This is a genomic window from Novosphingobium resinovorum (assembly GCF_036352595.1).
Lineage (GTDB): Bacteria > Pseudomonadota > Alphaproteobacteria > Sphingomonadales > Sphingomonadaceae > Novosphingobium > Novosphingobium resinovorum_B.
In genome coordinates, this window is record NZ_JAZFAX010000015.1 from 56,359 (window position 1) to 70,681 (window position 14,323).

Here is a 14,323-nt window from a genome sequence, read left to right on the forward strand (position 1 = left end):
AGTTTGTCCGAGGGGCTAGCGAAGCGCGGCGGCGCCAGCAAAGGCATAGGATCGATACCGTGGCATCGATCCTATGCGATGGTCAGCCCGCGCGCCCGCGCGGTAGGTCCGGTGACGATTTCAGCACAGGAAGATCCATGTTCGAACCGTTTCCCGGAAACTACGTGTGGAACCTCGCGACCAACCTCGCGCTGGTATGCGGAGGCAACCACGGCGAGATCGACGAGGCCAACCGGCCGATCCAGGAAGCCTCGCGCGCGGGGGCGGACGCGGGCTCGGCACAGATGTTCGACAGCTGGATCCGCGTCGCCGACCAGGTCGCCGCCAATGCCGCGGCCGACGAGGCGGAAGGCTTCCGGCTCTCGGCGGGGACCAAGTACTTGCGCGCCTCGGGCTACTACCTTGCCGCCGAGCGCATGCAGAGCCGCGACTACGCGCCGCGCTGGGCGGCCTATGACAAGGGCCTGGAACTGTTCCACATGGGGGCGGCCCTGCGCGGCATCCATGTCGACAAGGTGGAGATACCCTACGAAGGCGGCAGCTATACCGCGATCTTCCACCACGACGGTTCGGGCACGCCGCGCCCGACGCTGGTTTCGGTGAACGGCCTCGATTCCATGAAGGAGCAGGTTTTCATGGCCGGCCACGGCCAGTCGAACCTGGAGCGCGGCATGAACACCCTGTTCGTGGACCAGCCCGGCACCGGCGAGGCGATCCGCAAGCGCGGCCTGCCCGCCGTGTTCGACGGGGAGCGCTGGGGCACGCCGGCGCTGGAATACCTGCTGACCCGCAGCGACGTCGACCCCGCGCGGATCGGCATCTTCGGCCTCTCGTTCGGCGGCTACCACGCCCCGCGCATCGCCGCCAACGAGCCGCGCTACGCACTCTGCGCGGTGATGGGCGCCAACCACGTCTGGGGCCGGCGCCAGCGCGAGCGCGTGGCCAACGAGGGCGAGAATCCGGTGCCGCACTACTGGGACCACGTGAAGTGGGTGTTCGGCTTCGACGATCGCGATGCGCTGCTCGCTTACACCGACCAGGTCGATCTGACGGGACAGGTCGAGAAGATCCGCGCGCCGTTCCTCGTCACTCACGGCGAGAACGATCGCCAGATCCCCGCCTACAATGCCCCGCTGAGCTACGACCAGGCGGTGAACAGCACCAAGCGTACGCTGCGCATGTTCACGAAGGCGGACTTCGAGGTCGAGCATTGCGGCGCCGACAACGGCACCGGCATGCGCGACTACATCGCCGACTGGTGCGCGCAGACCTTCGCGGAAATCGGCGCGAAAATCGGCACGGAGGCGCGCTGATGGCCGAATTCACCTTCCATCACGGCGGTGTCTCGGTGCCGAGCCTGGACGAGGCGCTGGAGTGGTACGGCCGGGTGCTGGGCTTCGCGGTCGAGAAGCGGTTCTACATCGCCCCGGCGAAGGCGCACGCGGCGATGGTCCGCAAGGGCCCGCTGCGCTTCGAACTGTTCGAGGTCGAAGGCGCCGCCCCGCTTCCCGAGGAGCGACGCTTTCCCCCCAGCGACCTCAGGACACACGGCAACAAGCACGTCGCCTTCCGGGTCGAGGATCTCGAGGAATTCCTTGCCGAGATGGAGGGCAAGGCGGTGGACGTTGCCTTCGTCGTACGCGAGGCTTTCGGCAAGGGCTGCTTCATCCGCGACTGCGCGGGCAACCTGATCGAGTTCGTCGAGGAACCCGACGCATGATCCGTGAAATCGCCGCGATCACCATAGACCCCGCCCGCGCCGCCGAATTCGAAGCGGCGGTGGCGGCGGCAAGGCCGCATTTCGAGGCGGCCAGGGGCTTCGTCTCGTTCGCGCTGGAACGTTCGATAGAGCGCCCGGAATGCTATCGCCTGGTCGTCGGCTGGGAGAGCGTGGAGGCGCACATGGTCGATTTCCGGGGCTCCGGCGGCTTCCAGGCGTGGCGTGATCTGGCTTCGCCGTTCTTCGTGGGGCCAGTGGCGGTGGAGCATCTCGCCAGGGTGATCTGAGCCCGGTTCGCAAGCCGGGCCGCCATCCCGGTCCGGGGAACCTTATCGACAGTGATCGATAGGCGCATCCCGCGGCTTCCTTTCGATGGAACGATCACGCCCGTTCCCTGTCAGAAGTCTTTCGCCTGCCGCCCGACCTGACAATGCCGCCCGAACAAGACATCCAGCGCGGCGGGTTCACCGACGTCGTCAGCCTTGCCGCGGCCTGACCGCCTGACCCTGCCGCGCGCCCGGCAACCGGGTCAGTGGTTCGGAATATGCGCGCCGAGGTGCTTGCCGGCGATGTAGCCGAATGTCATCCCCGGCCCCAGCGTGCCGCCGGCGCCGCCATAGGCTTCTCCCAGCACTGCGGCCATGGCGTTGCCCGCCGCGTAGAGGCCCGGAATCGGATTGCCGCTCCAGTCGAGAACCTGCGCATCCGCGTTGGTCTTCGGGCCGCCCGCTGTGCCCAGCGCTCCGGATTCCATCTTGACCGCGTAGAAGGGGCCCTGGTCGATCATTCCCAGCGTGCGGTAGGGCGGATCGAATTCGGCATCGCCCCACATATAGAAATTGTCGTAAGTGTTGTCGCCGCGATTGAAGTCGTCGTCGTGGCCCTTTCGCACCATGTCGTTGAAGCGGGCGACGGTGGCGGTCAGGCCAGCGGGGTCGATCCCGGCCTGGATGGCAAGTTCCTCGAGCGTGTCGGCCTGCATCATGAACGAAGGCGTGGGGCCGCCCGGCGCGGTGTTGAAGGTCTGGTACTTGCTGCGATAGCGCTGGTCGATGACGAGCCAGTACGGCAGGTTGGCATAAGAATGGGTGCCGGCGTCGAAGGCGTGGAGCGCCTTGCCCATGGCGTTGTAGTTCGCCGCCTCGTTGACGAAGCGCTTGCCGGCGCGGTTGACGAGGATGGCGCCGGGCCGCGCGCGCTCGTCGGAGCCGAGCAGGTAGTTGGGCTTGGCGGAGCGATGCTGGGGCTGGAATTCCAGCACGCTCTGTTGCCAGAAGGCATGCTGCATGTTGCCCAGCTGCGCGCCGGCCTCGATCGCCATCAGCAGGCCGTCGCCCTCGTTCTCGGGCACGCTGACGGGGCCGGTCAAGGGGCCGCGCAGGAAGGTCTTCACCAGCGTCTCGTTCCATTCGAAACCACCCGTGGCGATCACCACGCCGCGCCTGGCGCGTACGCGAAAATCGCGTCCGCTGGCGTCCTCCGCGACGACCCCGATCACCCGGTCGCCGTCCTTGACGAGCTTGCGCGCGCGCTTCTCGAATTCCACCGGGATGCCGCGATCGAGCACCGCCTTGAACAGCGATCCCGCCAGCGCCTGGCCGAGCCCCCGATAATCGCCGGCCTCGCGTTCGGCGAGGGTGGCGTCGTCCAGGGTGCCGTTGATCGCCTCCATCAGGCTGCCGCGCACCGGATAGGCCATCTTGGTGGGGTTGACGCGCGTGGCCCACTTGCCGAGCCGCTCGAACGAAAACGCCTCGTTGTCCAGCGAGCGCCCGCCGTCGGGCTTGGCGCCGGGCATATAGGGCTGGTAATCGGGGAAATCGGCGTAGGCGTGGAAACGCACGGGGGTCTGGTCGGAGAAGTAGCGGATCATCTCCGGCCCGTTCTCCATGAATGCCATCAGCGTATCGGGATCGAGCGCGCCGGGCGCGAGTGCGTCGAGATAGGCGACGACATCCTCGTCGGATTCGTCGATCCCGGCCTCTGTCTGGTAATGGTTGCCCGGAATCCAGAGCATGCCCCCGGACATTGCGGTGGTGCCGCCGACCATCCCGGTCTTTTCCAGGATGACGACGTCCTTCGCACCGAAGTCATGCGCGGTGATCGCCGCCGTCATCGCCGCCCCGCCCGAGCCGAGGACGACGACATCGGCCTCCAGATCCCATTCGAAGTCTTCAGTCATCGCTATCTCCCGGCGTCCCAGGATCCTGTCTAGGTACCGGTCCGATGCCGTTACCCGCGATCCTGTGGTCCGGGACTGTAGGTTTCCGAGTAGAGGCGCAGCTACTCCGAAAAGTCCTAGGGCGGCCTCGCCGTGCCTGGGGGTCAGGCCATGGCTTCGCGGAGGCAGAATTTGCTCAAGGCGAGGCGCATGACGTCTCCCGCCGCCGGGCACCTCGCGGGCAAGGTGCGCGCACTCGCCGATTTTCTCTCCGCCCATTTTCCGGGGCACGGCCGAATGGGGCCGGGGCCGGCAGGGGGCTACGGCGTCAGGACAGCGATCGCCGGTTGCGGTAGCAGGACGGCGTCTCCCCGCAGAACTTGAGGAAGGCGCGGTTGAAGCTGCTCTGGCTGCCGAAGCCCAGCAGTTCGGCGATCACGTTCATGGGTGCGTCGGACTGCGCCAGCATCTGCTGCGCCCGCTCCAGCCGCGTTTTGAGCACGAACTGGTGCGGGGTCATGTTGGTCGCCTTGCGAAACACGCGGCACAAATGCGAAGGCGTGATCCCGGCGTCGGCAGCCATCTTTTCCAGGCTGTGCTCGGCCTCCGGGTGGCGGCGGATCGTGTCCATCATGTGGTGGATGCGGTAGGAGGAGAACGCCGAAACCGGAAAGTCCGCCGCCGTGGTGCGCGCCGGACCGCGCAGCATGTGTGCCTTCAGCGCATCGATCAACGAGGCCACGTAGATGTCTCGCGCGCCGGATTCCGGTTCGTACAACTCGGCCAGGATCTGCCGCGAGAGCGCCGAGCCCAGCGGGTCGTTGAAGGCGAAGCGCATGCGCGAGAACTGGTCGAGCACCGAGGCGGAGCGCAGTTCGTCGGAATCGATGCTGAGGGTGATGACGTCCAGTTCGCCGTCGACCAGCCAGCGGGTCTGCATCGTCGCGGGAACGATCGTCGCGGCGCCGGGATAGGCGGCATCGTCGCTCCAGCCGTCGCGGTCCCAGGTTCGCACGTTGGCCTTGCCGGCAAGCTGCACCACGAACAGCGGGTCCGGCAGGCCGGGCAGGGCGTAGCTTCCCACGAACTGCCGCCAGCGGCTGAAACGCCAGCGTCCATCGCTCGATTCCAGGCTGACCTCGGGCCCGCGCCGCAGGGTATCCGCGATGATCGCCTCGCCATGCCAGGCCGAGGGTGAGGCGATGTTGCATGCCGTGATCATCGCACCGCTCCGGCCGGAGGCGGCGCAACACATATCACGGCGGCGTCAAATGGGGCGTCCATCGGCATCCTTTTCCCGGTCCGGCAGTCATGGCTGCTCTTTCGATCCGGACAGGATACCGCAAAACCACTGCAGCGCCTTGTCAAAAATACGCATGGATTTTGCCGAATCCTGACATCATCGCGTCCTGAACTCGTCGATCAGCTTGCGCTTCATGAGCTTTCCGGTGGGTTCGCGGGGAAGTTCGTCGCGGAATTCGAAGGTCTTTGGGGTCTTCACGCCGCCTAGCGCGGCGCGCGTAAAGGCGGTCAGTTCCTCGGCGAGAGCGGGCCCGGTGCCGACCCCATCGGCGGGGCGAACGACGGCGAGGACGCATTCGCCCATCTCCTCGTGCGGTACGCCGATGACGGCGACGTCGGCGACCTTTGGGTGGGTTATCAGGTGGTTCTCGATCTCCTGCGGATAGATGTTCACCCCGCCCGAGATGATCATGAAACTGCGCCGGTCGGTGAGGAACAGGTAGCCGTCGGCATCGATGTGGCCGACGTCGCCCAGCGTCGCCCAGCCCCGGTCATTGTGTGCCGTGGCGGTCTTCTGTGGATCGTTGTGGTAGACGAAGGAGGGCCCGTCGGCGAAGTAGATGTCGCCGGTTTCGCCGGGGGGCAGTTCGCGGCCTTCGGGGTCCACAACCTTCACCTTGCCCAGAACCGCCTTGCCGACCGAGCCGGGCCGCCCCAGCCACTCGGCCGAGGATAGCGCGGTGATCCCGCAGCATTCGGTGCCCGAATAGTATTCGTGGACGATCGGCCCCCACCAGTCGAGCATCGCCTGCTTGACCGGCACCGGGCAAGGCGCGGCGGCATGGATCACCGCGCGCAGCGAGGAATGATCGTGGCGCGCGCGGGCTTCGGGCGGGAGTTTCAGCAGCCGCACGAAGTGCGTCGGCACCCATGTCGCGTGGGTGATGCGGTGGCTCTCGATGAGCGCGAGCGCTTCCTCTGCATCGAAGCGCTCCATGATGACCACGGTGCCGCCGAGCCGGTGGATCGTCATCGCCCAGCGCAGCGGCGCTGCGTGGTAGAGCGGCGAGGTGGAGAGGTACACGGTGTCCTCGCCCATGCCGTAGAGCGCGGTGCCCATCGTTTCCAGCGGCGTCGTCTCGTCCAGCGGGCCTTGCGGGAGCGGCGGCTTCACGCCCTTCGGACGGCCCGTAGTGCCTGAGGAATAGAGCATGTCGGTGCCCGCGCTTTCGTCCTCCACCGGGGTTTGGGGATAATACGTGATCGCGCTGCGCCAGCGGCCGGCATCGTAGCTTTCCACCCCGGGCGCATCGCGCAGGGCCTCGGCGGCGAGGGGGGCGAGGCGGTCGGAGTGGACCAGCAGGCGCGCGCCGGAATCGCGCAGGATATAGGCGATGTCGGCCGCGCCCAGCTTGGTCGAGATGCTGGTGAGGTAGAGCCCGGTGCGCTGCGCGGCCCAGGCGACGTCGAAGATCGCGCTCTCGTTGTCCATCAGCAGCGCCACCACGTCGCCGCGCTTCGCGCCCAGATGGCGCAGCAAGTGGGCGCCGCGATTGGCGGCGGCTTCCAGTTCGCCGTAGCTGACCGTCTCTCCCGTTGCCGGAATGACGAGGGCGGGGCGCTGCGCATCGCTGAGGGCGAAGGGCCTGGGGTGCATCGATGAAACCTCTCTCGGGCAAGTTCGGGCGCGGACTCTGTCGATCCGCCGTCGCCGCGACCTTGGGACGCAAGAGGGCACTGGCTCAAGGCGAGCGCAAGAAATGACAAAAACGGGATCAAGCCCGGTTAAAGCCATGGAGGCTCGCAGCGGCTAGTCATGGGGCAACCCGACGAAGCCCCTGAGATGAAAAACGGGGCGAGGGAGGAGAGGTACACATGAACATCACCAGAGCTGGAATCGCGTCCGTCATCCTGAGCTGCGGCGTTTCCAACATCGCGCTGGCGCAAGAGGTGACGCAGGCTCCGCAGGCCAGCGAAGCCGTTGCCGGAGACATCATCGTCACCGCGCAGCGCCGCTCGCAGTCGCTGCTCGACGTGCCGCTGGCGATCTCTGCATTGGGCGGTGATGCACTGGAATCAAAGGGAATTACCAACTCCGCCTCGCTGGCGACGGCGGTGCCGAACCTGCAGGTCAGCAGCTCGTTCGGGCGCACCCAGCCCAACTTCTCGCTGCGCGGCATCAGTGTGGCGAACGAGTTCAATTCCAACCAGGCATCGCCGGTCGGCGTCTACATCGACGACGTCTACATCGCTGCGCGCACCAGCCATGGCATGGGCCTGTTCGACCTCGACCGCGTCGAGGTGCTGCGCGGCCCGCAAGGCACGCTTTTCGGCCGGAATACGACCGGCGGCGCTATCAATTTCATCACGCGGCAACCGGCACTCAACGGCACTCAAGGCTACCTTCAGGCGGGCTACGGCAACTACAACACGTTCAAGGCGCAAGGCGCGGTCGAGACAACCATGGTCGAGGATGAACTCGGCCTGCGCATCGCCGCGAACTACGAAAAGGGCGACGGACAGATCCGCAACGTCTACCCCGGCGGCCGCGACGCCAACAGCGTGGACTCGCTGCAGGGCCGCGTCGCCCTGCGCGCCAAGCCCGGCAACGGCGCCGTCGACATCAAGATCCGCGCCTATGCCGGACGCGATCGCGGCACGCAGGCCACTCCGCTCGGCATCCCGAGCGAGCGCGCCGCATCGAACCTGGGCTTCTTCGAGATCAACGAGAACCGCGTCGGCCTCAGCCGCACCGATGCATGGGGCATCGCGGGCAACGTCTCGGTGGAACTGAGTCCCACGCTCACCTTCACCTCGATCACATCGTATGACGGCGGCAAACTCGATCTCGATCAGGCGGCGGATGGTTCGCCGAACGATGTGCTCGACATCAAGTGGCAATCCGGCTTCCGCCAGTTCAGCGAGGAAGCGCGGATCAACTACGAAGGCGATGCCCTGAAGCTGGTGGGCGGCCTGTTCTACGGCTGGGACCGCACCGTCACCGACAACCGCTTCAACATCGGCAGCGCGCTGGGCGCGGGCGTCGACGGCGGGTTCTTCCAGCATTACCGCCAGAGCCGCCGCTCCTACGCCGCGTTCCTTCAGGGCGACTACGACCTGACCGACAAGCTCGTCCTCACGCTGGGCGCGCGCTACACCTGGGATCGCGGCCAGTACCGCGACGGCTACGCTTTCCTCTTCGCGGGCGGCGTGGACGATGCGATGACGCCGATCGCCTCCACCGTGCCGTGCAGCGGCGCGCCGGGCACCTGCGCCTACGACCCCAACGCGCGCTTCAACCTCGACGGCAAGAACAACGCGCTCACCGGCCGTGCGGCGCTGAGCTATACCTTCGACAACGGGCTGCTGGTCTATGCCAGCTACAGCCGCGGCTATCGTTCGGGCGCGTTCAACGGCGGCAGCTATACCTCCTCGGCAGGCGTCAACTATGTCGAGCCCGAGCGCGTCAATGCCTACGAGGCGGGCGTGAAGGGTCGCCTGCTGGGCAACATGCTGACGCTGTCGGCGGCCGGGTTCTACTACGACTATACCAACCAGCAGGTGCAGGACTTGCGCGCCGGGCCGGTCAACTTCCTCGTCAATGCGCCCAAGGCCGAAGTCTACGGCGGCGAGATCGAGGCGACACTGCGCCCCGCGCCCGGGTTCACCATCAACGCTTCGGGCGGCTATCTCCACGCGACCTACAAGGAACTGTCGCTGCAGGGCGTCGACCTGTCCGGCAACGCGCTGCCCTTCGCCCCGCGCTGGACCGCGCAGTTCGGAGTGGACTGGAAGGTGTTCGACACCGGGCGCGACAGCGTGACGTTTTCGCCCTCGGTCAACTACTTCAGCCGCCAGTACTTCTCGCCCTTCAACACCACCGATGTTGCGGGCACGGGCCAAGTCAATTCCGAGTTGCAGCAAGGCGCCTATGCCAAGGTCGATGCGGCGCTCGTCTGGCAGCATGACAACATCGAACTGCGCGGCTGGATCAACAACGCCTTCAACCGCAAGGTGCTGGCCTATGGCCTCGACCTTCGCGGCGCGGGCTTCAACTACAACCTGCTCGTCCCCGCCGCGCCGCGTACCTACGGCGTGACCGCGCGCGTCAGCTTCTGAGCGGGAGCCTCGCGTCATGACCGAAGCTCTCACCTCCCCGGACCTGAAGGACCCCGACCTCTATCTGGACCGGGCGCCGCATGACGTGTTCGACCGGCTGCGCACCGCGCAGCCGGTCTACTGGAACCCCGAAAAGGATGGGGCGGGTTTCTGGTCGCTCACCCGCTATGCCGATATCGTCGAGGTATCGCGCAATCCGGCGCTGTTCTCGTCCGCCAGCGAGAACGGCGGCCACCGCATCTTCAACGAGAACGAGGTGGGCCTGACGGGGGCGGGGGAATCGGCGATCGGGGTGCCGTTCATCTCGATCGACCCGCCCATGCATACCCAGTACCGCAAGTTCATCATGCCTGCCGTAGCCCCGGGTCGCCTTGCCGGGATCGAAGAGCGCATCCGCGAACGCTGCCTTGCGCTGGTGGACAAGATCCCGCTTGGCGAGCCCGTCAACATCGTGCCGCTGCTCTCCGCGCCGCTGCCGCTGCTGACGCTGTGCGAGCTGTTCGACCTACCCGCCGACATGTGGGTGAAGCTCTACGACTGGACCAACGCCTTCGTCGGCGAGGACGACCCGGACTTCCGCCAGAGCCCCGAGGCGATGGCGACGATCCTCGGCGAATTCATGGCCTTCTGCGCCCGGCTGTTCGAGGAACGCCGCGCCGCGCCGGGGCAGGATCTCGCCACGCTGCTGGCGACGATGGAGGTGAACGGCCAGCCCGTCACCTTGCGCGAATTCACCGGCAACATGATCCTCGCGCTGGTCGGCGCCAATGAGACGACGCGCAATTCGCTGAGCCACAGCGTGGTCGCCTTCGCCGAGAACCCCGATCAGTGGGACCGCATCCGCGCCGAGCCTGACCTTCTGAAGAACGCCGTGCGCGAGATGGTACGGTACGCCAGCCCGGTCATGCACATGCGCCGCACCGCCATGGCGGATACCGAGATCGGCGGGCAGGCCATCGCCAAGGGTGACAAAGTCGTCATGTGGTATATCGCCGCCAACCGCGACGAAAGCGTGTTCCCCGATCCGCACCGCTTCGATGTGGGGCGCGGCAATATCCAGCACTTGGGCTTCGGCACCGGGCAGCATGTTTGCGTCGGCTCGCGGCTGGCGGAGATGCAACTGCGCGTCGCCTTCGGCATTCTGGCGGAGCGGGTGGCCGGCTTCGCGGTCCAGTCGCCGCCGCGCCGGTTCCGGTCCAATTTCATCAATGGCCTCAAGAACCTCGACGTGGTGCTGACGCCAGCGTGACAGGAGAAACGACTTTGCTTGGTTTCGACGGTCTGGAACTTCCCGATCTGGTGCTCACGGCGGGCGGGGACCGGCTTGCCACTGAGGCGACGCTGCCCGATGTGGACCCGTGCTCGGAAAAGCCGTTCGCGGATATCCCGGTGGCCTCGGCCTCGCAGGTCGATCAGGTGGTGGAGGCGGCATGGCAGGCTTTCCGCGCGCCCGCATGGCGCGGCCTTGCCCCGCTGGCGCGCGAGCGGCTGCTGCACAAGCTGGCCGATGCGATGGAAGCCGACCTGCCGCGCCTCGCCGCGCTGGAGGCGCTCGATACCGGCAAGCCCGTCAGCATTGTCGAGGCTGTGGACATTCCCGCCGCGATTTCCTGGCTGCGCGCCTATGCGGGCTGGCCGTCGAAGCTGGCGGGGAGGGCAGGCACCTTGTCCGCAACGCCGGGCGACTATCACGTCTATTCGCGGCGCGAACCGATCGGCGTCGTCGCCGCTATCACGCCGTGGAATTTCCCGCTGGTGCTGGCGATGTGGAAGGTCGCCCCGGCCTTGGCGGCGGGCTGCACCGTCGTCCTGAAGCCTGCGCCCGAAACCCCGCTGAGCGCATTGCGGCTGGTCGAACTGGCGCGCGTCGCGGGGCTTCCCGAAGGCGTGCTCAGCCTCGTCACCGGCGACGGTGCGACCGGCGCGGCGCTGGCCGCGCATCCGCGTATCGCCAAGGTGGCCTTCACCGGATCGACCGCGACCGGACAGGCGATCCTCGCGGCCTCGGTGCCGGACCTCAAGCGCGTGACGCTGGAGCTGGGCGGCAAGTCGCCCTCGATCATCTGCGCCGATGCCGATCTTGCTTCCGCCATCCCGCAGGCGGCGATGGGCTGTTTCTTCAACTCAGGCCAGGTCTGCTACGCGGGCACGCGGCTCTACGTCCACCGCGCGGTCTACGACGAAGTGCTCGAAGGCATCGCCGCCGTCGGCAGCGCCCAGAAGCTGGGGCCAAGTGCAGACCGCGCCAGCCAGCTAGGCCCGCTCATCAGCGCCCGCCAGCACGCGCGCGTCACGGGCTTCGTCGAGCGGGCGAGGGCAGCCGGGATCGAGGCGATGCCCTCCGCCGCCGCGTTGCCCGAGCGCGGCTTCTACCATACGCCCACCGTGCTGCGGAATGTCCCTGCCGACGCCGAAGTCATGCGTGACGAGGTGTTCGGCCCGGTCCTCGCCACCGCGCCGTTCGACGATATCGAGGAAGCCATCGCGCTCGCCAACGACAGCGCCTTCGGCCTCGCCGCGCATGTCTTCACCCGCGATCTGGCCACCGCGCACCGGGCCTCCGCCGCGCTGGAGGCGGGCACTGTCTTCGTCAACTGCGTGATGCTGGCCGACCCGGCCTTCCCCTTCGGCGGCATGAAGATGTCGGGCATCGGGCGCGAAAACGGCAGCGAAGTGCTCGACGCCTATCTGGAACCCAAGTCGGTGGTGATGGCGCTGTGATCGAGCTTGGGACGAACGTGACCCACTCCGGCAGCTGCCTCTGCGGGCAGGTGCGCTATGCCTTCGAGGGTGAGCCCTTGCTCGCCGCCGTGTGCCACTGCCGCCATTGCCAGCGCCAGTCCGGCAGCGCCTTTTCGCTGGTCATCGCGGTGACCGACGCGGCCTTCTCCCAGCAGGGCGAGACGCGGGTGTTCGAGGATATGGGCGACAGCGGCCAGCCCGTTTCGCGCCACTTCTGCGGCACCTGCGGCTCGCCCATCGTCTCGATCGCGGGCGCGCTGCCGGGGCTGACGCTCATCAAGGGCGGCACCCTCGACGAACCGGGGCGCTGGACGCCCGCCCTCGAAGCCTACTGCGATGGCAGCCTGCCATGGCTCCCCCCCGTGGCCCCCGAGCGCCACGCCCGTTCCAATATCGGAGAATGACCATGCCCAGTGCCCTGTTCGACCTGACCGGCAAGACCTGCTGGATCACCGGCGCCGCCTCGGGCATCGGCCGGGAGACGGCGCTGACGCTCGCCCGCCAGGGTGCTAGCGTAATCGCCAGCGACCTCAACCTCGAAGGCGCTGAGGCGACGGCGCAGGCGTGCGGCGATGCGCTGGCACTGGCCCACGACGTAAGCGCCGAAGCCGCCTGGGCCACCTGCGCCGCCGCGGTGAAGGACCGCTTCGGCAAGCTCGACGTGCTGGTGAACAATGCGGGCATCATGATGTCGCGCTCGTTCTCGGAAGCCCCGGTGGAGATCCTGCGCCGCCAGAACCGCATCAACGTGGAGAGCGTCTACCTCGGCATGCAGACCGTCGAGCCGCTGATGAAGGCGGCCATCGCGCAGGGTGCAGCAGGGGCTTCGATCATCAACGTCGCCTCGATCTACGGCAAGGTCGCGGGTGCGCAGTTCGCCGCCTACAGCGCCACCAAGGGCGCGGTGCGGGCGCTCAGCAAGGCGGTCGCCTACGAGTGGGCGAGCGCGGGCATCCGCGTGAACTGCGTGCTGCCTGGCCCGGTCCAGACCAACCTCGGCGCCGACTGGGAGCCGCCGGTGGATGCACAGGGCAATCCGATCCCGCCCGAAGTCGCGCTGGCGGCCTGGGCGTCGCTGATTCCGATGAAGCGCCTCGGCGTGGCGAGCGACATCGCGCCGATGATCGCCTGGCTTGCGAGCGACGCCGCCGCCTTCGTCACCGGCGCCGAATTCACCGCCGACGGCGGCTACACCGCAGCCTGAGGGAGCCCGAGCATGCACACCACCGCCGCCATCGCACGCGAGGCCCACGGCGACTTCACCGTCGAGCCGGTCGATATTGCCGAGCCCCGCACGGGCGAGGTGCGCGTGCGGATCGCGGGCGTCGGCCTGTGCCACACCGATCTGATCGCGCGCGACCAGTTCATCCCGATCCCGCTGCCCGCCGTGCTCGGCCACGAAGGCGCCGGGATCGTCGAGGCGGTGGGCGAGGGCGTCACCAAGGTCGCGGTCGGCGACCGGGTGGTGCTGGGCTTCTCCAGCTGCGGCCACTGCCCCCGCTGCGAAGAACACCTGCCCTCCTACTGCCGCGAGTTCCCGGTTCTGAACTACGCCGGCGCGCGGGGAGACGGCAGCACCGCGATCAGCATCGACGGCGCGCCGGTGTCGACCAATTTCTTCGGCCAGTCGTCCTTCGCCGCCCATGCCGTGACGCACGAACGCAACCTCGTGAAGATCGAGGCCGAGGACGTGCCGCTCGAACTGCTGGGGCCATTGGGCTGCGGATTCCAGACGGGAGCGGGCGGGGTGATGCGCTCGCTGGCATGCCCCGCGGGATCGAGCATCGCGATCTTTGGCGGCGGCCCGGTGGGGCTGGCCGCCGTCATGGGCGCGGTGGTGCAGGAATGCGCGACGATCATCCTCGTCGAACCCTTCGCCGCCCGCCGCGCCATGGCGCTGGACCTTGGTGCCACTCACGTCATCGATCCGGCTGAGGGCGATGTCGGCGCCGCGATCCGGGCGATCCTCCCCGATGGCGTGGAGTTCGCCTTCGAGACCAGCGGGCGCGAGGCCGTCGTCGAAACCGCGCTGGCATCGCTGTCCAGCCACGGATTGCTCGGCCTCGTCGGCGTGCCGCCCCGGCCCGAGAGCAGCCTGTCGATCAACCTCGCTTCGCTCATCACTTACGGCCATCGCATCCACGGCATCGTCGAGGGCGACAGCGACCTCCAGACCTTCATCCCGCAACTGGTGGAGCTTTACCGCGAAGGCCGCTTCCCGTTCGACAGGCTGATCCGCACTTACCCTCTCGCGCAGATCAACGAGGCGGTCGCCGCGCAACTGAGCGGCGAATGCATCAAGGCGGTGTTGATCCCCTAGAGCGCGCGATGCCGCCACA

The 14,323-nt window shown here is 67.3% G+C and carries 12 protein-coding genes; 9 read left to right on the top strand and 3 right to left on the bottom strand.

What is annotated here, in order from left to right:
- Positions 1–137: 137 nt before the first annotated feature.
- The 3 genes from V2S85_RS15160 to V2S85_RS15170 are packed head-to-tail and all read left to right on the top strand — an operon-like array spanning position 138 to position 2,007.
- Positions 138–1,313: an alpha/beta hydrolase gene (locus tag V2S85_RS15160; protein WP_330703680.1), complete on the top strand. Its 1,176-nt coding sequence runs from the start codon at positions 138–140 to the stop codon at positions 1,311–1,313.
- The gene (locus tag V2S85_RS15165) at positions 1,313–1,720 is read left to right on the top strand and encodes a VOC family protein (protein WP_330703681.1); all 408 of its coding nucleotides are present in this window, start codon (positions 1,313–1,315) and stop codon (positions 1,718–1,720) included. Before V2S85_RS15160 ends, V2S85_RS15165 begins: the two co-directional genes overlap by 1 nt.
- Positions 1,717–2,007 (top strand): antibiotic biosynthesis monooxygenase family protein, encoded by a 291-nt coding sequence (locus V2S85_RS15170; protein ID WP_330703682.1) that lies wholly within the window; start codon positions 1,717–1,719, stop codon positions 2,005–2,007. Before V2S85_RS15165 ends, V2S85_RS15170 begins: the two co-directional genes overlap by 4 nt.
- 242 nt (positions 2,008–2,249) lie before the next feature.
- On the opposite strand, the gene V2S85_RS15175 is transcribed toward V2S85_RS15170, so the two are convergent.
- From V2S85_RS15175 to V2S85_RS15185, 3 genes are all read right to left on the bottom strand, one after another.
- A complete protein-coding gene (locus tag V2S85_RS15175) occupies positions 2,250–3,902 on the bottom strand; it encodes an FAD-binding protein (RefSeq protein ID WP_330703683.1) in 1,653 nt (550 codons plus the stop codon).
- A gap of 307 nt (positions 3,903–4,209) precedes the next feature.
- Complete coding sequence (locus V2S85_RS15180) at positions 4,210–5,103, bottom strand: AraC family transcriptional regulator (RefSeq protein WP_330703684.1); 894 nt, start codon at positions 5,101–5,103, stop codon at positions 4,210–4,212.
- 177 nt (positions 5,104–5,280) lie between these two features.
- Positions 5,281–6,780: an acyl-CoA synthetase gene (locus tag V2S85_RS15185; RefSeq protein WP_330703685.1), complete on the bottom strand. Its 1,500-nt coding sequence runs from the start codon at positions 6,778–6,780 to the stop codon at positions 5,281–5,283.
- Between the two features lie 218 nt (positions 6,781–6,998).
- Between V2S85_RS15185 and V2S85_RS15190 the strand changes: the two genes are divergently transcribed.
- Genes V2S85_RS15190 through V2S85_RS15215 form a run of 6 tightly spaced genes read left to right on the top strand, consistent with a single transcriptional unit; the run spans position 6,999 to position 14,304 of the window.
- A complete protein-coding gene (locus V2S85_RS15190) occupies positions 6,999–9,242 on the top strand; it encodes a TonB-dependent receptor (protein WP_330703686.1) in 2,244 nt (747 codons plus the stop codon).
- A 16-nt stretch (positions 9,243–9,258) separates the two neighbouring features.
- Entirely contained in the window at positions 9,259–10,491 is a 1,233-nt protein-coding gene (locus tag V2S85_RS15195; protein ID WP_330703687.1) for a cytochrome P450, read from the top strand.
- A 14-nt stretch (positions 10,492–10,505) separates the two neighbouring features.
- On the top strand, positions 10,506–11,963 hold the full coding sequence (locus tag V2S85_RS15200) for an aldehyde dehydrogenase family protein (RefSeq protein WP_330703688.1): 1,458 nt from the start codon (positions 10,506–10,508) through the stop codon (positions 11,961–11,963).
- A 17-nt stretch (positions 11,964–11,980) separates the two neighbouring features.
- Complete coding sequence (locus tag V2S85_RS15205; protein ID WP_330703689.1) at positions 11,981–12,388, top strand: GFA family protein; 408 nt, start codon at positions 11,981–11,983, stop codon at positions 12,386–12,388.
- Positions 12,385–13,188, top strand: a complete 804-nt coding sequence (locus V2S85_RS15210; protein WP_330703690.1) for an SDR family oxidoreductase — start codon at positions 12,385–12,387, stop codon at positions 13,186–13,188. The genes V2S85_RS15205 and V2S85_RS15210 overlap by 4 nt, the downstream gene beginning before the upstream one ends.
- Before the next feature lie 12 nt (positions 13,189–13,200).
- A complete protein-coding gene (locus V2S85_RS15215) occupies positions 13,201–14,304 on the top strand; it encodes an NAD(P)-dependent alcohol dehydrogenase (protein WP_330703691.1) in 1,104 nt (367 codons plus the stop codon).
- The last annotated feature ends 19 nt before the right edge of the window (positions 14,305–14,323 follow it).